Source organism: Streptomyces anulatus (assembly GCF_000721175.1).
GTDB lineage: Bacteria > Actinomycetota > Actinomycetes > Streptomycetales > Streptomycetaceae > Streptomyces > Streptomyces anulatus_C.
In genome coordinates, this window is record NZ_JOEZ01000025.1 from 76,775 (window position 1) to 96,865 (window position 20,091).

General features: G+C 69.1%; 16 protein-coding genes. 9 read left to right on the forward strand and 7 right to left on the reverse strand.

Annotation, left to right across the window (positions count from 1 at the left end; all coding sequences use genetic code 11):
- Window positions 1-10 precede the first annotated feature (10 nt).
- The 5 genes from IG90_RS46160 to IG90_RS0127140 all read right to left on the reverse strand — a co-directional run bounded on the left by IG90_RS46160 (window position 11) and on the right by IG90_RS0127140 (window position 7,660).
- A complete protein-coding gene (locus IG90_RS46160; protein WP_233436087.1) occupies window positions 11-808 on the reverse strand; it encodes a hypothetical protein in 798 nt (265 codons plus the stop codon).
- Entirely contained in the window at window positions 805-2,304 is a 1,500-nt protein-coding gene (locus IG90_RS39795) for a DUF6571 family protein (protein ID WP_233436088.1), read from the reverse strand. The genes IG90_RS46160 and IG90_RS39795 overlap by 4 nt, the downstream gene beginning before the upstream one ends.
- Window positions 2,305-2,377: 73 nt before the next feature.
- Complete coding sequence (locus IG90_RS0127130; protein WP_051860262.1) at window positions 2,378-3,049, reverse strand: hypothetical protein; 672 nt, start codon at window positions 3,047-3,049, stop codon at window positions 2,378-2,380.
- A 74-nt stretch (window positions 3,050-3,123) separates the two neighbouring features.
- Window positions 3,124-3,579 carry a hypothetical protein gene (locus tag IG90_RS0127135; protein WP_051860263.1) on the reverse strand — a complete coding sequence of 152 codons (456 nt, stop codon included), beginning with the start codon at window positions 3,577-3,579 and terminating at the stop codon, window positions 3,124-3,126.
- A 115-nt stretch (window positions 3,580-3,694) separates the two neighbouring features.
- Complete coding sequence (locus tag IG90_RS0127140; RefSeq protein ID WP_030589893.1) at window positions 3,695-7,660, reverse strand: type VII secretion protein EccC; 3,966 nt, start codon at window positions 7,658-7,660, stop codon at window positions 3,695-3,697.
- Window positions 7,661-7,847: 187 nt separating this feature from the next.
- Here IG90_RS0127140 and eccD point away from each other — a divergent pair, with 187 nt between their 5' ends.
- From eccD to IG90_RS0127170, 6 genes are all read left to right on the forward strand, one after another.
- On the forward strand, window positions 7,848-9,320 hold the full coding sequence (gene eccD / locus IG90_RS0127145; protein WP_030589895.1) for a type VII secretion integral membrane protein EccD: 1,473 nt from the start codon (window positions 7,848-7,850) through the stop codon (window positions 9,318-9,320).
- Between the two features lie 200 nt (window positions 9,321-9,520).
- Window positions 9,521-9,811: a 30S ribosomal protein S15 gene (gene rpsO / locus IG90_RS0127150; RefSeq protein ID WP_003965855.1), complete on the forward strand. Its 291-nt coding sequence runs from the start codon at window positions 9,521-9,523 to the stop codon at window positions 9,809-9,811.
- 300 nt (window positions 9,812-10,111) lie between these two features.
- Window positions 10,112-12,349 (forward strand): polyribonucleotide nucleotidyltransferase, encoded by a 2,238-nt coding sequence (locus tag IG90_RS0127155; RefSeq protein ID WP_030589898.1) that lies wholly within the window; start codon window positions 10,112-10,114, stop codon window positions 12,347-12,349.
- The gene (locus tag IG90_RS0127160) at window positions 12,346-13,725 is read left to right on the forward strand and encodes a M16 family metallopeptidase (RefSeq protein ID WP_030589901.1); all 1,380 of its coding nucleotides are present in this window, start codon (window positions 12,346-12,348) and stop codon (window positions 13,723-13,725) included. Before IG90_RS0127155 ends, IG90_RS0127160 begins: the two co-directional genes overlap by 4 nt.
- A gap of 25 nt (window positions 13,726-13,750) precedes the next feature.
- Entirely contained in the window at window positions 13,751-14,503 is a 753-nt protein-coding gene (dapB, locus tag IG90_RS0127165; RefSeq protein WP_030589903.1) for a 4-hydroxy-tetrahydrodipicolinate reductase, read from the forward strand.
- An 11-nt stretch (window positions 14,504-14,514) separates the two neighbouring features.
- Window positions 14,515-15,003 carry a tetratricopeptide repeat protein gene (locus IG90_RS0127170; protein WP_030589906.1) on the forward strand — a complete coding sequence of 163 codons (489 nt, stop codon included), beginning with the start codon at window positions 14,515-14,517 and terminating at the stop codon, window positions 15,001-15,003.
- Window positions 15,004-15,079: 76 nt separating this feature from the next.
- Here IG90_RS0127170 and IG90_RS0127175 read toward each other — a convergent pair whose 3' ends face one another.
- Together IG90_RS0127175 and IG90_RS0127180 are read right to left on the reverse strand one after the other, a co-directional pair.
- Window positions 15,080-15,631 (reverse strand): hypothetical protein, encoded by a 552-nt coding sequence (locus tag IG90_RS0127175; RefSeq protein ID WP_030589907.1) that lies wholly within the window; start codon window positions 15,629-15,631, stop codon window positions 15,080-15,082.
- A 94-nt stretch (window positions 15,632-15,725) separates the two neighbouring features.
- Complete coding sequence (locus IG90_RS0127180) at window positions 15,726-15,965, reverse strand: hypothetical protein (protein WP_030589911.1); 240 nt, start codon at window positions 15,963-15,965, stop codon at window positions 15,726-15,728.
- A gap of 196 nt (window positions 15,966-16,161) precedes the next feature.
- Between IG90_RS0127180 and thyX the strand changes: the two genes are divergently transcribed.
- The 3 genes from thyX (at window position 16,162) to IG90_RS0127195 (ending at window position 19,782) form a co-directional block, all read left to right on the forward strand.
- Complete coding sequence (thyX, locus tag IG90_RS0127185; RefSeq protein WP_030589912.1) at window positions 16,162-16,899, forward strand: FAD-dependent thymidylate synthase; 738 nt, start codon at window positions 16,162-16,164, stop codon at window positions 16,897-16,899.
- Window positions 16,900-17,050: 151 nt separating this feature from the next.
- A complete protein-coding gene (gene dapA, locus IG90_RS0127190; protein ID WP_030589914.1) occupies window positions 17,051-17,950 on the forward strand; it encodes a 4-hydroxy-tetrahydrodipicolinate synthase in 900 nt (299 codons plus the stop codon).
- A gap of 146 nt (window positions 17,951-18,096) precedes the next feature.
- A complete protein-coding gene (locus IG90_RS0127195; RefSeq protein ID WP_030589916.1) occupies window positions 18,097-19,782 on the forward strand; it encodes a ribonuclease J in 1,686 nt (561 codons plus the stop codon).
- Window positions 19,783-20,091 lie beyond the last annotated feature (309 nt).

The following is a 20,091-nucleotide window of genomic DNA, read 5'->3' on the forward strand; positions in this document are numbered from 1 at the left end:
CTGGCGCTGCTCAATTCGTTGTGTCCGTCAGGTACTTGCCGGCGAGGTTGCTGCCCCGGTCCAAGCCGTTGTAAACGGTGTCCTTCAGGTCCTCGGTCTTGACCGACCCGCCGTCCGGGCGGGCTGTCGCCCAGCCGTCGATGGTGTCGCTCGTCTGCACCGTGGCCTTGAGATACTCCTCCGCGATCTTGCCGTTGGCCTCGGTGTCCGCCTCGCCCTTCATCTGATTGCCCCACTCCCACGCCCACGTGTCCACGCCGCGCTGGAGCATGTCTCCGATGGGCAGGACCTTCCCGCCCAGGGTGAGTGTGGCGGGAGTGACCGCGCCGCCCACCACGTGATAGGCGACCTTCGCCTTCCAGTCCGCTTCGCTGTAGGCGTCCATCCGGGTGTCGTTGATGACGTCCTCACGGATCGCCGTGTAGGCCCCCAGAACCGACCCGGCCTTGCCCCACTTGCCGTCCTTCTCGAAATCCGCTGCATCTGCGGGAACCTCGTCGAGAAGGTTGTTGAAGTGCCTGGCCTCGGCCTTGTGGAGTGCGGCGTAGGCGTTCGGATCCTCGGAAAGTCCTCGCATCACCTGGATCAGTGATTCCTGGGAGGCGGCGAGGTGAGCACCCTTGCCGTCCACGAAGTAGCCGTTCCGGTCGGGGTGGATGTACTGCCTGTCCATGGTCCCGATGATCTCGTGCGTGTCGGAGGCGTACTCCGCCAGCGCGTTGGCCACGGGACGGCGGACGTTGGCGTGGACGCTCGCCTCGGTCCCGTCCTTCTCGCCCGGGGCCATCTGCTCGATGATCGCGTTCATGACCCGGGCCTGCTCTTCGGTGTGCCTGGCATCGGGCCAGGGGTCCTGCCCCGGCAGGAGCGGTTCGCGCCCCGTCGCAGCGGCCTCCAGCGCCAGCCCCAGCCCCATCCTGGGTCGGGTCGTCGTACTTCATCACCGCAGTGAGGCCCGGTACCTCGACCTTCGGCCATTTTCCGGGCGTCCTCGCCGTGCCCGACCAGATACTCCATGTGCGAGTTGTCGACATGGTTCTTGCCCGAACCGACACCGTCCGGGTCGAAGAACGCGGTGGCCGCGTCCGGGTTCTTGCTCATCACCCCCAGGAGCCCGTCCAGGGGGTCGGACTCGATGCCGTCGTGCGCGGCGCCCCACTGCCGGAAGTACTGCGGGTCTTCCTTGTCCAGGGCGATGAGGTCATGCCCCAGCTCGTAGAGGAACTGGTCGTCGAACTTGGTGTCCGCGTGCTGCATCAAGCTGACGAACGACTGGTAGCCGTAGACCGGATGCGTGTTCTTGCCGAAGTTCTCCGTACCGGACTTGTCGAGCTTGTCCGTCCACTCCCGGTAGAACTTGCCTTCGTCGGACGCCACCCAGTCCTTGAACTTCTGCGATCCGGGTGGCGCGTCCTTGACGCTGCCCGGTACCCGGGTGGCCGTGGCGACGGTGTTGGCCAGCCCTTTCTGGATCTCCAGGTACCGGTCCTTGTTCTTCTTGTCCGAGTCGTAGGCGCGGTCGTTGAGCTTGTTGGTGGTCTTGATCAGCCCGTCCGGGCCGAGGCTGTTGAGCAGTGTCTCGGAGAAGCGCTTGTCGTGGCTGTTGTCCCGCACCGAGCGCTGGAACTCCGCGATCTCGGCCGCGGAGACCTTGTCGCCGTTGTTGAGGCGTGTGGCGGTGTCAGCGGTGTTCGCCGCCTCGTACTCCTCGACGTCACCCTTCGCGTCCGCGTTGAAACCGATGCCGAGCGTGTTGTCGTTCCTGCCGCCGTAGCCGTCCTTGGTGACGGCCTCCAGCGCGATCTTCACGCCCTGGTCCGCGTCGTCGACCGCCTTGACGCAGTCGTCGAGCGCCTTCGACCAGGACGCCTCGGACTTGCGGATGCTCTCCATGTAGTCCGGGTCGTGCCGGGCGGCGGACCGCTCGCCCTCCGTGAGGCGCTGGTAGTCGAACGAGACGACACCGCCCTCGGAGACGTTCATGCCCGCTTTGACCGCAGCAGCGCGCTGGTTCTCCAGATTCCGCTTCAGCCGTACGAAGTCGTTGTGCGCGTCGCGCAGCAGCGACGCGATGGCCTTGGCCTGGGTCTGCGCGGCGGCGTACTCGTATCGGGTGGCGGCGAAGTTGAGCCCCGCGTCGCTCGCGCTCGCACCCAACCAGGCCGGGCCGATCGTGATGCGCTGGACGCTGTCCTTGTACCGGGTCTCGACCTTCTTGATCTCCGCGGCCATGTCGTCCCACTTGTCCGCGGCCGTCGTCAGCTTGCCCAGGTCTGTCGTCATGACGTCGCTGTAGGTGAGCATCTGTCCCCCTTGATGCGGTGTTCGTCGAAGCGGACGGGCGGCGGGAACCGGGCCGTCCGGTGGCGGCGGCCGTTCAGCCGAGCTGTGCGTGCAGAGCCAGCGCCAGGCCGGTGAGCTTCTCGCGGCCGGGACCCGCGCTGTCGCCTTGGCCGGCCGTCACCACCAGCGAGGCGTCGCCGTCGTCGGCCGGCTTCACGCGTACGGTCACGCAGCCGCCGCTCTCGGTGGCCACCGCCTCACCCGGCGCACCCGCGTTCGTCCGTTGCAGATACGACGTCAGATCGTCGAGCGAGAGCCTGCCCGCGTTCATGATCACCGGTGCCAGCAGGTTCTCGGCCGACTTCGACTCCGTCGCGATCGTGTGGATGTCGAGGGTCCGGCCGCCGACGTGGAACAGACAGCTGACCAGCGCCCCGGGATTGGCCGCGAAGCCTCCCGGCCCCTCTGCGTCCCTCCCGTTCTCGGCGGTGACGGCGGGGTCGTCCGAGTCGTCGCCCGGTGCGGGACCCGCACCGGCCTCTCCGGACAGTCCGGCCTTCTTCGCCGCGCCGGCGATGTCGTACGGCAGAGGACACTCGTCCGCTCCGTCCGGCCCGACCTCGTCGGCCGCCGCTCGCAGCGCGGACACGCTCACGGTCCCGTCCGCCGCCGCACCTTCGCCGCCGTCCTGCTGGCAACCGGTCAGCAGAGCCGCCGCGAGCAGCACACTCAGTGCGCCGCCGTGCCGCAGCCGTGTTCGTTCCATGGAAGGGTGGGGCCTTTCGTCTTGCGCGTACGGGGAGGAGGAGGCGAAGGGGCGCCGGTATCGGGCCCTGGGACCTACGGTTTTCCGTCGCCGACCGAAGTTCCCGGCCCGTACGGGGATATGAGGAGCGGCTTGAACTGGGATCTGACGTCCAGTTCGAGCCCGGCGAAGTTCTTCGCCGTCCCGCTCAGACCGTCCCTCTCGGTCTGGAGCCGGCTCATCAAGGTCTTCACCTGCTTGTCCCAGGTCTCGTCCAGCTTCTTGACGGCCGGCCCCGTGACCCAGTCGGCGAACTCTCTGGCCGCCGCCTTCGACGACTCGTCCGCCGTGTTCATGGCCTTGGTGGTGCTGCCCAACAGCTCATCCTGGATCGTTCTGGACGCCGCCGCCTTCTCCTGCGGTGTCGAAGCCAGGACGCTGTTCCCGGGTCCGGGACCAGGCTCGTCGGGAACCCCGTTGAGCTGCATGCTCGTCGCCTGCCGCTGCGTGGCCTCGGCCCGCAGCTGCGCCCACTCCTCGTCGAAACCCATCACATTCCCCGTATCCGCCGATCATGGCCGGTGCGGCCCTTCGTGCGCACCGATGGATCATCCTTCGGGCACCAGTACAGCGTTTCGATGCACGGCCCGAGGTCTCGGTGTTGTATCAGTGCTGTTCCGGGAGCCGCCCGATCTGCACCATCGGCGCCCCGCGCCGCCGCGAGGCGAAGTAGCCGCGGCCCGGCGGCATCGCGTGACCGCGCACCGAGCCGATCAGATCGCCCTCGCCCGGATCGCCGGAGAGCACCACACCTTGCGCGCCGAGCTCCTTGATGCGCTGCATGAACCCTTCGTACATCGCTCGCGACGCACCCGCGGAGCTGCGCGCGATGATGAACCGCACCCCGGTGTCCCGGGCGAACGGCAGGTACTCCGCGAGCGCCGCCAGCGGGTTGCCCGCGTTCGTCGCCACCAGGTCGTAGTCGTCCACGATGATGAAGATCTGCGGACCCGTCCACCAGCTGCGGTCGCGCAGCTGCTGCGGCGTCACGTCCGTGGGCGGCTGCCGCCGGGAGAACACCCCCGCCAGCGCCTCCATGTGCATCTGCATCGAGCTCGCCATCGGCGCGTACTCCAGCAGATGCTGCTCCGGCAGTGCGCCCAGCAACGCCCGGCGGTAGTCGCCGACGACCAGCTTCGCCTCGTCGGGGGAGTAGCGCTCCGCGATCTGCTTGGCGATCAGCCGCAGCAGGTTCGTCTTCCCCGACTCGCTGTCGCCGAAGATCAGGAAGAACGGATCCGTCTCGAAGTCGACGAACACCGGCTCCAGCGCCGTCTCGTCGATGCCGATCGCGATGCCCCGCTCCGGGAACTCGAACCCCTTCGGCAACCGGTCCGCGTCCAGCCTGCGCGGCAGCAGCCGTACGGCGGGCGCCGACGGGCCCGACCAGTTGGCCTGCACCGTGGAGACGAACGCCTCCGTGCCCTCCGACAGGTCCGCCCCGTCGCTGACCGAGTCGATACGCGGCAGCGCACCCATGAAGTGCAGCTTCTCCGGCACCTGACCGCGGCCCGGCACCCCCGCGGGGACGTTCGCCGCGACCTTGCGGTCGAACTCGGAGTCCATGGTGTCACCGAGACGCAGTTCGAGCCGGCCCAGCATCTGGTCCTTCAGCGCCGCGCGCATCTCCATGTACCGGGCCACCGTGGCGACCAGGTGGATGCCGTACCCGAGGCCGCGCGAGGCGAGATCGGTGACGACCTCCTCCAGCATCTCGTACTCGGTCCGGAACGCGCTCCAGCCGTCGATGACCAGGAACACGTCGCCCCACGCCTCGCCGGGCAGCTCACCACGGGCACGCCTGCGCCGATAGGTGTTCATGGAGTCGATGGAGTTGGCGCGGAAGAACTCCTCGCGCCGGTTCAGGATCCCCGCGACCTCGGCGACCGTACGGCGCACCCGCTCGGGATCCAGCCGCGAGGCCATCCCGCCGACATGCGGCAGCCCTTCCAGCGAGACCATGCCGCCACCACCGAAGTCCAGCCCGTAGAACTGCACCTCGTCCGGGGTGTGCGTGAGCGCGAACGACGAGATCAGCGCACGCGCCAGCGTCGACTTGCCGGACTGCGGGCCACCCACGATCAGCAGATGACCGGCCGCACCGGAGAAGTCCCGGTACAGCACCTCACGCCGCTGCTCGAACGGCTTGTCGATCAGCCCCAGCGGCACGACCAGCCCGCCCGGACGCGCGTACTCGGTCGAGGTGAACCCGCGGTCCGCCGTCGGCGCGAGCCCCGGCAGCAGCTGGTCCAGGGTCGGCGCCCGGTCCAGCGGCGGCAGCCACACCTGATGCGCCGGCACCCCCTGGCCCTCCAGCCGCCGCACGATCACATCGAGCACCGTGTCCGCCAGCGCGTCGTCCTCCGCCTGCGCCCGCGCCGCCTCCGCGGCCAGCAGCTCGGGATCCGGCGCCCGGTAGACCACCGGCACCGGCGCGGCCGAGAACACCGCCGGCCGCCGGTCGACCGACAGCTGCCCCACCGACAGATCCGCACCGCCCGTGCGGTACGTCCCCGACACGTACGCCGCCTTGAAGCGCGTCATCTCGTCCGTACCGAACTTGAGATAGCCGGAACCCGGCACCGACGGCAGGTGGTACGCGTCCGGCACACCCAGCGCCGTACGCGACTCCGACGCCGAGAAGGTCCGCAGACCGATCCGGTACGACAGATAGGTGTCCAGACCGCGCAGCTTGCCCTCCTCCAGACGCTGCGAGGCCAGCAGCAGATGCACACCCAGCGAACGGCCGATCCGACCGATCTGGATGAACATGTCGATGAAGTCCGGCTTGGCGGTGAGGAGTTCGGAGAACTCGTCGATCACCAGCACCAGCGAGGCCAACGGCTCCAGCGCCGCGCCCGCGGCCCGCGCCTTCTCGTAGTCGTGGATGTTGGCGTAGTTGCCCGCCGACCGCAGCAGCTCCTGCCGCCGCTGGAGCTCACCGCGGATCGCGTCGCCCATCCGGTCCACCAGCGTCAGGTCGTCCGCCAGGTTCGTGATGACCGCCGCCACGTGCGGCATCTGCGACATCCCGGCGAACGTCGCGCCGCCCTTGAAGTCCGCGAGCACGAAGTTCAGCGTCTCGGACGAGTGCGTCACCGCGAGACCCAGCACCAGCGTCCGCAGCAGCTCCGACTTTCCGGAACCCGTCGCGCCGACACACAGCCCGTGCGGCCCCATGCCCTCCTGCGCGGCCTCCTTGAGGTCCAGCATCACCGGCGCACCGCCCTCGCCGATCCCGATCGGCACCCGCAGCCGCTCCGACACCGACCGGGGCCGCCAGGTACGCGCCACATCGACCGAACCGGCGTCACCCAGATTCAGCAGATCCGTGAAGTCCAGGTTCGCCAGCAGCGGTTCGTCGTCGTCGCCCCCGCCCGTCCGCAGCGGCGCCAACTGCCTGGCCAGCGCCTCGGCGGCCGGCAACGACATCGTGTCCGGCACTCCCTCGTACGCCAGACCCGCGCCCGACTCCAGTCGCAGCAGCCCCGGCCGCACCACCACCGACAGACCGCCGCGCTGCTCGTCCAGATCCCCGGAGACCACCTCGACGATGGTCACGCCCTGCAGCCCCTCGGCCGCCGCGAACAGCGAGTCAGGCGGCACCATCCCGCCGTCCAGGACCACCACGACGTGCGGCTGGTCCAGCACCGGCTGACTCTCCCGCCCGAACCGCGGCCGGCCCTCCAGACGGCCCGCCAGCAGCTGCTCCAGCTCACCGAGGTCGTCGCCGAACAGCCGCTTCGTACCGGCTCCGTCGATCTCGCCCGGCACCTGCGCGTGCGGCAGCCACTTCGTCCAGTCCCAGCGCTCCACCGCACCCGGGGCCGCCACCACCGCGACCATCAGGTCCTCGGGGGAGTGCAGCGTCACCAGCTGCGCCACCATCGAACGCGCCGTGGACTGCGCCGCCTCCGGATGGCCGGAGACCGTCACGTGGTAGAAGGCCCGCATCGAGACCGCCATCGGCAGCCCGTCCAGCGAACCGTGCACCGCCAGGAACTTCTGCATCGCACCGGCGCACATCGGCTCCAGCTCGTCCACCGGCGCGGTGTCCGGAGCGATCAGCGGCGTCGACAGCTGCTGCGCGCCGAGGCCGATCCGCACCTGCGCGAAGTCCTTGTCGCCCACACGCCGCTCCCACAGCCGGGAGCCCTCCGCCACCACCGACCACAACTGCTCCGGGGACGGGTGCAGATACAGCTGCACATCGCGCTGCTTGCGCGCCGTCCGCCGGACCGTGCGCCGCGTCTGCGCCAGGTACTTGAGGTAGTCACGGCGGACATCTGCCATTTGCCCCTGCGTACCACGGCGATACCGGACAAGCTGGGCGACCACCATGCCGACCGTCGAGACGAGCATCAGAACGCCCATGATCCGCATGAACGGAGGGGCCTGCGGCGAGAAGAAGAAGACCACCGACGAGCCCATGCCGAGCACCGGCAGGATCTGCATCAGCATGCCCTCCTGCTGCCCGCGCGGCAGCTCCGGAGGGGCCTCCAACGTCAATTCGTCCGCCGGTACTTCCGGCGGCAGGGACCGCGGAGGTCGTTTCACGACGATCTGGCTCACCGGAACATCAATCCCTCGAAACGGACGGGCGGAAGGCCGGTCTTGATCCGCACCGACGCCCCCGTGGCTGCGTGCGCGCACAACTTCCGTCCGCGCGACGGCGATCCTACTTGCAGGCCGCCCGGTCCCCTCCCGGTAGGGTGGCGCGCGCACCGTGCGCAACCGCGAATCAGGGGGATCCAGACACGTGAGTACGACCGCAGCGACGGGCTTCTGCCGCGTCACCGTCGTGGCACCCGACAGCCGGATCGACGTCGCCCTGCCCGAGGACATCGCCGTCGCCGACGTCTACCCCGAGATCCTGCGTCTCACGGGACAGACCCAGGCCGCCGGAACACCCACCGGCTACCACCTCGTCCGCCGCGACGGAACGGTTCTGGACGGCGCCCGCACCCTCGGCGCCCAGCAGGTCCTCGACGGCGAGATCCTCAGCCTGCGCCCCTTCGCCCAGTCGCTGCCGCCCGCGGTCTTCGACGACGTCTCCGACGCCGTCGCCTCCGCCGTCACCCGCGACCGCCACCTGTGGAGCGACGAACTCCTGCGCGGTGCGGGCCTGGTCGGCGGCGTCCTGCTGCTCGTCCTGATGGCCTTCGTGATCTGGTTCGCCGACCCGGTGCGCCACGACATGCACAGCCTGCCCGGCATCATCGCCGGCTCCGCCGGACTGCTCCTCACCGCCTTCGCCGGAGTACGCGCCCGGGTCTACGGCGATCGCTCCACCGCCGTCGCCCTCGGCCTCGGCGCCCTCCCGCTCGTCCTCATCGCCGGCTCCGGAATCATCGGCCCGGACGCCGGCCAGGGGCCCGGCCGCCTGCAGTTCCTGCTCGGCTGCGTCGCCGTGCTGGTCGCCTCGGTGGTCCTGGTCGCCCTGACCCCCAGCGGCGACGCGCCCTTCGTCGCGACCACCTTCCTGGCCACCGTCGGCACGCTGGCCACCTTCGTCGCGATCCTCACCGAGGCCTCCGCCACCGAGACCGCCGCCGTCTGCGCTCCGGTCGCTCTCGGCCTGGTCGCCTTCCTGCCCGGCCTCTCCGCACGCTTCGCGCGCCTGCCCATCGGCTACGCCTCGCCGCGCACCGCTCCCGTCGGCTACGACGACACCGACCCGGACACCCCCGAAGGCGACCCGGAGCCCGTCGACGCCGACCGCATCGCCGCCCAGGCCCGCCGCGGCCACGAGATGCTCCTCGGCCTCGTCGGCGGCTGCGCGGCCGTGGTCGTCGGCTCGGCCGCCGTCCTCGGCTTCTCCGACGACATCTGGGGCCAGGTCCTCGCCCTGACCGCCGGCCTCGCCATGCTGCTGCGCGCCCGCCTCTTCCGCTACACGTCCCAGGTCGCCTGCGTCCTGGTGGCCGGCATCGGGGCCATCGGGCTCCTCGTCCTCGGCCTCTCCCTGAACCCGCCGGCCGACCTCCTGTACGAGCTGACCCGCTACGGCGACCGCGGCGCCCTGGACATCCGTACGATCTGGCTCTCCGCCGCCGTCGCCGCCGGAGCCGCCCTGTTCACCGCGATCGGCCTGGTCATCCCGCGCAAGGGGCTCTCGCCGTTCTGGGGCCGCCTCCTCGACCTGACCGAGAGCCTGGTGCTGCTCTCGCTGGTCCCGCTCTGCCTGGCGGTCCTCGACGTCTTCGTCCGGGCCCGCGCCCTCACCAGCTGATCACCACCGGGTCACCGCCCGATCACCGGCGGGGCGTGACCCGAACGGCTGGTACTCTGTCCAGTGGCCGTTTGTGTACGCGTCCTCGGATCATCCTGGGGGCTGCGCTCATCGGACCTTCGCCTCCGAGTCACGGAAGCTCCCCTGAGATCAAGACCAGGGGCACTCGTGGGCGCTTCGAACATCAATGAGGAGTACGCGTGCCGCTCGACGCCGCTACGAAGAAGCAGATCATGTCCGAGTTCGCCCAGAAGGAGGGTGACACCGGATCCCCCGAGGTCCAGGTCGCCATGCTCTCCCGCCGGATCTCGGACCTGACGGAGCACCTCAAGACGCACAAGCACGACCACCACTCCCGTCGTGGTCTGCTGATCCTGGTCGGCCAGCGTCGCCGCCTCCTGCAGTACCTGGCCAAGAAGGACATCCAGCGCTTCCGTGCGCTGGTCGACCGCCTCGGCATCCGCCGCGGTGCGGCCGGCGGCGCCAAGTAAGTACGCCGTGGAGAGGGAGCGGTTCCCGCGTCTGAGGGGACCGCTCCCTTTGCCGTACGTGCACGACCGGTGTCAAGCTCAGTAACCTGGGCGTAGCGACACCCGCACGACCAGCGTGACAAGAACGCAGGACGAGGGAGAGGCGCGACGACGCCGCCGCCGGTCCTCGGTAGTGGCCCCCGGGAACATGCCCGGGAGCTTCGATCGAAGACCGGCCCGCATCCACGGTGCGCCTCTCCCGCACCGTCCCCCGCCACACGGGCGTGAGGACGAAAGACGACGAGTATGGAGAAATCACTAGTGGAGAACGAGACCCACTACGCCGAGGCCGTTATCGACAACGGAACCTTCGGCACCCGCACCATCCGCTTCGAGACGGGCCGCCTGGCCAAGCAGGCCGCCGGCTCCGCCGTCGCGTACCTGGACGACGACACCATGGTGCTGTCGGCCACCACCGCTTCCAAGCGGCCCAAGGACAACCTCGACTTCTTCCCCCTCACGGTGGACGTCGAGGAGCGGCAGTACGCGGCCGGCAAGATCCCCGGCTCCTTCTTCCGTCGTGAGGGCCGGCCCTCCGAGGACGCGATCCTCACCTGCCGCCTGATCGACCGGCCGCTGCGCCCCTCCTTCAAGAAGGGCCTGCGCAACGAGATCCAGATCGTCGAGACGATCATGGCGCTCAACCCCGACCACCTGTACGACGTGGTCGCGATCAACGCCGCCTCCTGCTCCACGATCCTGGCGGGCCTGCCCTTCTCCGGCCCGATCGGCGCCACCCGCGTCGCCCTGATCAAGGGCCAGTGGGTCGCGTTCCCGACGCACACCGAGCTCGAGGACGCCGTCTTCGACATGGTCGTCGCCGGTCGCGTCCTGGAGGACGGCGACGTCGCGATCATGATGGTCGAGGCCGAGGCCACCGAGAAGACCATCCAGCTCGTCAAGGACGGCGCCGAGGCTCCCACCGAGGAGATCGTCGCCGCCGGTCTGGACGCCGCGAAGCCCTTCATCAAGGCGCTCTGCAAGGCCCAGTCCGACCTGGCCTCCAAGGCCGCCAAGCCGGTCGGCGAGTTCCCGGTCTTCCTGGACTACCAGGACGACGTCTTCGAGGCGCTCTCCAAGGCCGTCACCTCCGAGCTGACCCAGGCGCTCACCATCGCCGGCAAGCAGGACCGCGAGGCCGAGCTGGACCGCGTCAAGGAGATCGCCGCCGAGAAGCTCCTCCCGGCCTTCGAGGGCCGCGAGAAGGAGATCTCCGCCGCGTACCGCGCGCTGACCAAGAAGCTGGTCCGCGAGCGCGTCATCAAGGACAAGGTCCGCATCGACGGCCGTGGCGTCACGGACATCCGTACGCTCGCCGCCGAGGTCGAGGCCATCCCGCGCGTGCACGGCTCGGCGCTGTTCGAGCGTGGCGAGACCCAGATCCTGGGTGTCACCACCCTCAACATGCTCCGGATGGAGCAGCAGCTGGACACCCTCTCGCCGGTGACCCGCAAGCGCTACATGCACAACTACAACTTCCCGCCGTACTCCGTCGGCGAGACCGGCCGCGTGGGCTCGCCCAAGCGACGCGAGATCGGCCACGGAGCGCTCGCCGAGCGCGCCATCGTGCCGGTGCTGCCGTCGCGCGAGGAGTTCCCCTACGCGATCCGCCAGGTCTCCGAGGCGCTGGGCTCCAACGGCTCGACGTCCATGGGCTCGGTCTGCGCCTCCACCATGTCGCTGCTGAACGCCGGTGTGCCCCTCAAGGCCGCCGTCGCCGGTATCGCCATGGGCCTGATCTCGCAGGAGATCGACGGCAAGACCCACTACGTCGCCCTCACCGACATCCTCGGTGCGGAGGACGCCTTCGGCGACATGGACTTCAAGGTCGCCGGCACGAAGCAGTTCGTGACCGCGCTCCAGCTCGACACCAAGCTCGACGGCATCCCCGCCTCGGTCCTGGCCGCCGCGCTGAAGCAGGCCCGTGACGCGCGTCTGCACATCCTGGACGTCATGAACGAGGCCATCGACGTCCCGGACGAGATGTCCCCGAACGCCCCGCGGATCATCACCGTCAAGATCCCGGTGGACAAGATCGGTGAGGTCATCGGCCCCAAGGGCAAGATGATCAACCAGATCCAGGAGGACACCGGCGCCGACATCACGATCGAGGACGACGGCACCATCTACATCGGTGCCCAGCAGGGTTCGCAGGCCGAGGCCGCCCGCGCCACGATCAACGCGATCGCCAACCCGACCATGCCGGAGGTCGGCGAGCGCTACCTGGGTACGGTCGTCAAGACCACCACCTTCGGTGCGTTCGTCTCGCTCATGCCGGGCAAGGACGGTCTGCTGCACATCTCGCAGATCCGCAAGCTCGCCGGTGGCAAGCGCGTGGAGAACGTCGAGGACGTGCTCGCCATCGGCGCCAAGGTCCAGGTCGAGATCGCCGAGATCGACTCCCGCGGCAAGCTCTCCCTGATCCCGGTCGTCGAGGGTGCTGAGTCCGATGGCGGCTCCGCCGAGGGGTCCGAGACGAAGGACGACACCGACAAGTGACGTCCCGTAGTTCCGCGACGACGGCCCGCCCCTCTTCTGAGGGGCGGGCCGTCGCCCGTACCCAAACGCTTCTCAAGGGCAAGGACGGCATCGGCACCGTCCGCCGGACCGTCCTCCCCGGCGGTCTGCGGATCGTCACCGAGACCCTGCCCTCCGTCCGGTCCGCCACCTTCGGCATCTGGGCCAACGTCGGTTCCCGCGACGAGACGCCCACCCTGAACGGCGCGACCCACTACCTCGAACACCTCCTCTTCAAGGGCACCGCCAAGCGCACCGCCCTCGACATCTCCTCCGCGATCGACGCGGTCGGCGGCGAGATGAACGCCTTCACGGCGAAGGAGTACACCTGCTACTACGCGCGGGTCCTGGACACCGACCTGCCACTGGCCATCGACGTGGTCTGCGACATGCTGACCGGCTCGCTGATCACCCCCGAGGACGTCGACGCCGAGCGCGGCGTCATCCTCGAAGAGATCGCCATGACCGAGGACGACCCGGGCGACTGCGTGCACGACCTGTTCGCGCACACCATGCTCGGCGACACCCCCCTCGGCCGCCCGGTCCTCGGTACCGTCGACACGATCAACGCGCTGAACCGTGGCCAGATCGCCCGCTTCTACAAGAAGCACTACGACCCCACGCGCCTCGTCGTCGCCGCCGCCGGCAACGTCGACCACGCCACGGTCGTACGCCAGGTCCGCCGCGCCTTCGAACGCGCCGGAGCCCTCTCCCGTCACGACGCCGTCCCGATGGCGCCCCGCGAGGGCTCCCGCACCCTGCACACCGCCGGCAAGGTCGAGCTGCTGAACCGCAGGACCGAGCAGGCCCACGTGGTCCTCGGTATGCCGGGCCTCGCCCGTACCGACGAGCGCCGCTGGGCCCTGGGCGTCCTCAACACGGCCCTCGGCGGCGGCATGAGCTCCCGCCTCTTCCAGGAGGTCCGGGAGAAGCGTGGCCTGGCCTACAGCGTGTACTCGTACACCTCGGGCTTCGCCGACTGCGGCCTCTTCGGGGTGTACGCGGGCTGCCGGCCCAGCCAGGTCCACGACGTCCTGAAGATCTGCCGCGACGAACTGGACCGGGTGGCCACGCACGGGCTGGACGACGACGAGGTCGCCCGCGCCATCGGACAGCTCTCCGGGTCCACCGTCCTCGGTCTGGAGGACACCGGCGCCCTCATGAACCGCATCGGCAAGAGCGAGCTGTGCTGGGGCGAGCAGATGTCGGTCGACGACATGCTCGGGCGCATCGCGGAGGTCACCCCCGACGACGTACGGGAGGTGGCGGGCGAACTCCTCACCCGGCGCCCCTCGCTCTCGGTCATCGGCCCGCTCAAGGACAAGCAGGCGGACCGCCTCGACGAAGCGGTCTCCTAATCCCTTAATCCCTTAAGGAACCAAGATGAGCAAGCTGCGCGTAGCCGTTCTCGGTGCGAAGGGCCGCATCGGCTCCGAGGCCGTACGGGCGATCGAGGCCGCCGACGACCTGGAGCTGGTGGCGTCCCTGGGCCGGGGCGACAAGCTGGAGACCCTCGCCGACACGGGCGCCCAGGCCGTCGTCGAGCTCACCACCCCCGCCTCGGTGATGGGCAACCTCGACTTCTGCGTCCGGCACGGCATCCACGCCGTCGTCGGCACCACGGGCTGGACCGACGAACGGCTCGCGCAGCTGACCACCTGGCTGGACAACTCCCCGGGGACGGGCGTCCTGATCGCCCCGAACTTCTCCATCGGCGCCGTCCTGACCATGAAGTTCGCGGAGCAGGCCGCCCGCTACTTCGAGTCCGTCGAGGTCGTCGAACTGCACCACCCGAACAAGGTCGACGCCCCCTCCGGCACCGCCACCCGCACCGCCCAGCTCATCGCGGCGGCCCGCGCCCAGGCGGGCAGCGCACCCCAGCCGGACGCCACCACCACCGCCCTGGACGGCGCGCGCGGCGCGGACGTCGACGGCGTCCCGGTCCACGCGATCCGGCTGCGCGGCCTGTTGGCCCACCAGGAAGTGCTCCTCGGCGGCGAGGGCGAGACCCTCACCATCCGCCACGACTCCCTCCACCACAGCAGCTTCATGCCGGGCATCCTGCTCGGCGTCCGCCGCGTGGTGACCACTCCCGGCCTCACGTTCGGCCTGGAAAACTTCCTCGACCTGAACTGACTGAGCCCACCATGCGCGCAAAGATCACCTACCTCGTCACGGCCGCCGTCCTGGTCTTCTACTTCGTCCTGGTCGGCAGCCGCGGCCTGATGCTCATCCGGCACGGCACGCTGGTCACGGTCACGTTCGGCGTCGCCGTGCTGATCCTTCCGGTGATCGGCGTCTGGTTCCTCTGGAAGAACACCCAGTTCGTCCGCCGCGCCAACGCCCTGGCCGCCGTGCTCGACGCCGAGGGCGGCCTGCCGGTCGACGACCTGGTCCGCACGCCGTCCGGCCGCATCGACCGGGACTCCGCGGACGCGGTCTTCACCAAGCGCCGCGAGGAGACCGAGGACGCCCCGGACGACTGGCGGACCTGGTTCAGGCTGGCGGTCGCCTACCAGGACGCGAGGGACACGCCGAGGGCCCGCAAGGCGATGCAGAGAGCCATCGCCCTGCACAGATCCACCCCGTCCGCACCCTCCAGCCTATCCGCACTTCCCGGCCCGTCCGGCGATTGAGGGCATCTTCTCCGCCGTACGCAGATGAGCCCGGGACCCACAAGGGCCCCGGGCTCATCTGCGTACGGGCGACGGCTCACACCTGGCGGTACTCGTCCGCCCAGGCCTCCACCGCATCCGTGGCCCGCTCGAACGCCTCCTCACGCCCGAGGAAGTCCGCGTTGTGGTCGGTGGCCAGCGGCGGCAGCGTCTCCCCGCTGCGCCGGACCACGACGAGCGCCTGGCCCTGGACCGTACGGGGAAGACCCATCCACTTGACGGGCTGCTGAACCGTACGCACCGCCGACGTGCCGCTCCAGGCCACCGTGGTGGTCCGGAAGAAGGCGACGCGCCGCACACCGTGACGGCTGACCCACGCGCCGACCCGCAGCAGCCGCAGGGCGGCGGCGATCAACGCACCGGCCAGGGTGAGACACACGGTGGCGCCCGAAGGCGCTCCGGCCACACCGATGATCATGGCCGCGAGCAGAACGAACGAGGCCAGCAACAACAGGGTGGCCGCCGCCGCGACCCGCCACGGGCCGGGGCGGTAGGGCCGCCGCCAGCTGTCGTGGTCGTCGAACGGCAGCGCAACGTCCTCCGCGCTCGCATCGAATGCGCGGTCGGCCGTCAGAAAGGGCAGGGGCACGACTCATCCTCACTCACAAGCACGCTCGATTGCTGTGCCCGGTGAGGCTACCGAGGGTGCCACCGGCCCGACCACCCCAGGGGGTCCGTACGAGTCAGCGGCCCTGTGACGCTTCGGACTGCTTGCCATGCGCGGGGGACTGCTCGGCGTCGAGAGCCGGGAGCCCCAGCAGCAGTGAGCCCACGAGACCGGCGACCACGGTCAGCCCGACGAGGGACCGCCCCAGCAGCTCGGGAACGGTGACGCGGGCGGCGGGAGGGGGAGTGACATTACTGCGGAATCGGTCGGACTCCGCGACGAACGAGAACGGGACGGCTTCACGCCGGCGGAACATGAGGAAACTCTCCTTGATCTCAGTGACGGGTGCTGCTAATGAGTCAGACGTACGACGGACCGGATCGGTGCCCGAATCGCCGTACTTGTTGGGGGAACTCCACGAACGGCTGCCCGAGGTCGGCGGGTGCATGCGTCGCCGGCCCGGCCCGTAAAGTGGTCGCCGCCCAGCGACACCATTGGAAGGACCCTTGTCGGTGACCGACACCCCCGAACCCGCAAAGCCCCACTTCCGCAGCGACGTCACCGTCGAGCTGGTGAAGAGCGACGCGCGCGACGCGGACGTGCTGTTCGCCGCCCGGGTCTCCACCGCCGGCGAGCAGTCGCTCGAAGAGGTCACCAAGGACCCCGAGCGCTCCAAAGGGCTCATCAATTACCTCATGCGGGACCGGCACGGCAGCCCGTTCGAGCACAACTCGATGACGTTCTTCATCAGCGCCCCGATCTTCGTCTTCCGCGAGTTCATGCGGCACCGCGTCGGCTGGTCGTACAACGAGGAATCGGGCCGCTACAGGGAGCTGGAGCCGGTCTTCTACGTCCCCGGTACCTCCCGGAAGCTGGTCCAGCAGGGCCGCCCCGGGAAGTACGTGTTCGTCGAGGGCACCGAGGAGCAGTACGACCTCACCAACCGCGCCATGGAGGAGTCCTACCGGGCCTCCTACGCGGCGTACCAGGAGATGCTGGCGGAGGGTGTGGCCCGCGAGGTCGCCCGGGCGGTCCTGCCGGTCGGCCTGTTCTCCTCCATGTACGCCACCTGCAACGCACGCTCCCTGATGCACTTCCTGGGCCTGCGCACCCAGCACGAGCTCGCGAAGGTCCCGTCCTTCCCGCAGCGCGAGATCGAGATGGTCGGCGAGCAGATGGAAGCCCACTGGGAGCAGCTCATGCCGCTCACTCATGCGGCCTTCAACAAGAATGGACGGGTAGCCCCGTAGGCGGTGTCCGTATTGCGGCGTTTCGAGAAGTTCATCTAGGCTGATCAAACGGACCCGGCACTGCTTGAACCCCCGAGCAGGCAGTGCCGGGCTCCTCTTCCCCGTCCCCCGAGGGGACCCCGCGCGCTGAGCAGCGAGTAGCGTGTTACCCATGGCTCCGATCTCCACTCCGCAGACCCCCTTCGGGCGGGTCCTCACCGCTATGGTCACGCCCTTCACGGCGGACGGCGCTCTCGACCTCGACGGCGCCCAGCGGCTCGCCGCCCACCTGGTGGACGCAGGAAATGACGGCCTGATCGTCAACGGCACCACCGGTGAGTCCCCGACCACCAGTGACACGGAGAAGGACCAGCTCGTACGGGCGGTGCTCGAGGCGGTCGGCGACCGGGCGCATGTCGTCGCCGGCATCGGCACCAACGACACCCGCCACAGCGTCGAGCTCGCCCGGACGGCCGAGCGCACCGGCGCCCACGGCCTGCTCGCCGTCACGCCGTACTACAACAAGCCGCCGCAGGAGGGCCTGCTCCGGCACTTCACGGCCATCGCCGACTCCACCGGCCTGCCCGTGATGCTGTACGACATCCCCGGCCGCAGCGGGGTGCCGATCGACACGGAGACCCTCGTCCGGCTGGCCGATCACCCGCGGATCGTCGCGAACAAGGACGCCAAGGGCGACCTGGGCCGCGCCAGCTGGGCCATCGCCGAATCGGGCCTCGCCTGGTACTCCGGCGACGACATGCTCAACCTGCCGCTCCTCTCGGTCGGCGCGGTCGGCTTCGTCTCGGTGGTCGGCCACATGGTCACCCCCGACCTGCGGGCCCTGATCGAGGCGCACCTGAGCGGCGACGTCCAGAAGGCCACCGAGATCCACCAGAAGCTGCTCCCGGTCTTCACCGGCATGTTCCGCACCCAGGGCGTCATCACCACGAAGGCCGCTCTGACCCTCCAGGGCCTCCCGGCCGGACCGCTGCGCCTGCCCCTGGTGGAGCTCAGCGCCCAGGAGACGGCCCAGCTCAAGATCGATCTCGCCGCCGGCGGGGTACAGCTCTGATCACGGACTTCTTTGATCACGGACTTCACAACTGAACACGCGAGGCGACTCGCAGCGAGCACCACACCAAGACAACAGCAAGTGCACGAATGACACGCACGCCACGTGCCTCAGCGGTACGTGGCGTGCGTGGTAAGGAGAGTCTTTTGAGTCATCCGCATCCTGAACTCGGTACCCCGCCGAAGCTCCCGAAGGGCGCCCTGCGGGTCACCCCGCTCGGCGGCCTGGGCGAGATCGGCCGCAACATGACGGTTTTCGAGTACGGCGGCCGCCTGCTCATCGTCGACTGCGGCGTCCTCTTCCCCGAGGAGGAGCAGCCGGGCATCGACCTGATCCTGCCGGACTTCACCACGATCCGGGACCGCCTGGACGACATCGAGGGCATCGTCCTCACGCACGGCCACGAGGACCACATCGGTGGTGTCCCGTACCTGCTGCGCCTGAAGCCGGACATCCCCCTCATCGGCTCCAAGCTGACCCTCGCGCTCATCGAGGCGAAGCTCCAGGAGCACCGGATCCGTCCGTACACCCTTGAGGTGACCGAGGGCCAGCGCGAGCGCATCGGTGTCTTCGACTGCGAGTTCATCGCGGTCAACCACTCGATCCCGGACGCCCTCGCCGTCGCCATCCGCACCCCCGCGGGCCTGGCCGTGGCCACCGGTGACTTCAAGATGGACCAGCTGCCGCTGGACGGCCGTCTCACCGACCTGCACGCGTTCGCCCGGCTGAGCGAGGAGGGCATCGACCTTCTCCTCTCCGACTCCACGAACGCCGAGGTTCCCGGCTTCGTACCGCCGGAGCGGGACATCTCCAACGTCCTGCGCACGGTCTTCGCCAACGCCCAGAAGCGCATCATCGTGGCGAGCTTCGCCAGCCATGTGCACCGCATCCAGCAGATCCTCGACGCCGCCCACGAGTACGGACGCCGGGTCGCCTTCGTCGGCCGCTCGATGGTCCGCAACATGGGCATCGCCCGCGACCTGGGCTACCTGAAGGTCCCCGCCGGTCTGGTCGTCGACGTCAAGACCCTCGACGACCTTCCGGACGACGAGGTCGTGCTGGTCTGCACGGGCTCGCAGGGCGAGCCGATGGCCGCCCTCTCCCGGATGGCCAACCGCGACCACCAGATCCGGATCGTTCCCGGCGACACGGTGATCCTGGCGTCGTCCCTGATCCCAGGCAACGAGAACGCGGTCTACCGCGTGATCAACGGTCTGACCCGCTGGGGCGCCAACGTCGTCCACAAGGGCAACGCCAAGGTCCACGTCTCGGGCCACGCCTCGGCCGGCGAGCTCCTGTACTTCTACAACATCTGCAAGCCGAAGAACCTGATGCCGGTCCACGGCGAATGGCGCCATCTGCGGGCCAACGCCGAACTGGGCGCCCTCACCGGAGTGCCGAAGGACCACATCGTCATCGCCGAGGACGGCGTGGTCGTCGACCTCATCGACGGCAAGGCCAAGATCGTCGGCAAGGTCCAGGCCGGTTACGTGTACGTCGACGGTCTCTCCGTCGGCGACGTCACCGAGACCTCCCTCAAGGACCGCCGCATCCTCGGCGACGAGGGCATCATCTCGGTCTTCATCGTGGTCGACAGCTCCTCCGGCAAGATCGTGGGCGGCCCCCACATCCAGGCCCGGGGCTCCGGCATCGACGACGGCGCCTTCGTGGGCGTCACCCCGAAGATCCAGGAAGCCCTGGACAAGTCGGCGCAGGACGGCGTGATGGAGCCCCACCAGCTTCAGCAGCTGATCCGCCGGACCGTCGGGAAGTGGGTGTCCGACACCTACCGCCGGCGCCCGATGATCCTGCCGGTCGTCGTCGAGGTCTGACCCCTCACGACCGCCTGACCTGGAGCGGGGCCCCCGATTTGCATCGGGGAGCTCCGCTCCAGTACGTTTACGTCTCCGCCTGAACGGGAAGCACCGCGCGCACTCGTGCGCCTGGAGAACTCCCGAACAGGGCGGGAATTCCGACTCAGAATCTCTGATAAAGTCGGATCCGCCGAAAGGCAAGGCTGCTCCACAGGCCACCGGAAATCGAATTCGGACCGGAAACGGAACGAAAAAGAGTCTGGTAAAGTTGGAACCGCCGGAAAGGGAAAACGCGAAAGCGAAGAACCTGGAAAGCGAAAACTGCTT

Coding starts and splice junctions, on each gene's coding strand:
- IG90_RS0127180 (WP_030589911.1), bottom strand. CDS start 15,965: ATGTTCCGCCGGCGTGAAGCCGTCCCGTTCTCGTTCGTCGCGGAGTCC.
- IG90_RS46160 (WP_233436087.1), bottom strand. CDS start 808: ATGAACGCGATCATCGAGCAGATGGCCCCGGGCGAGAAGGACGGGACC.
- dapA (WP_030589914.1), top strand. CDS start 17,051: ATGGCTCCGATCTCCACTCCGCAGACCCCCTTCGGGCGGGTCCTCACC.
- dapB (WP_030589903.1), top strand. CDS start 13,751: ATGAGCAAGCTGCGCGTAGCCGTTCTCGGTGCGAAGGGCCGCATCGGC.
- IG90_RS0127135 (WP_051860263.1), bottom strand. CDS start 3,579: ATGGGTTTCGACGAGGAGTGGGCGCAGCTGCGGGCCGAGGCCACGCAG.
- IG90_RS0127130 (WP_051860262.1), bottom strand. CDS start 3,049: ATGGAACGAACACGGCTGCGGCACGGCGGCGCACTGAGTGTGCTGCTC.
- IG90_RS0127170 (WP_030589906.1), top strand. CDS start 14,515: ATGCGCGCAAAGATCACCTACCTCGTCACGGCCGCCGTCCTGGTCTTC.
- IG90_RS39795 (WP_233436088.1), bottom strand. CDS start 2,304: ATGCTCACCTACAGCGACGTCATGACGACAGACCTGGGCAAGCTGACG.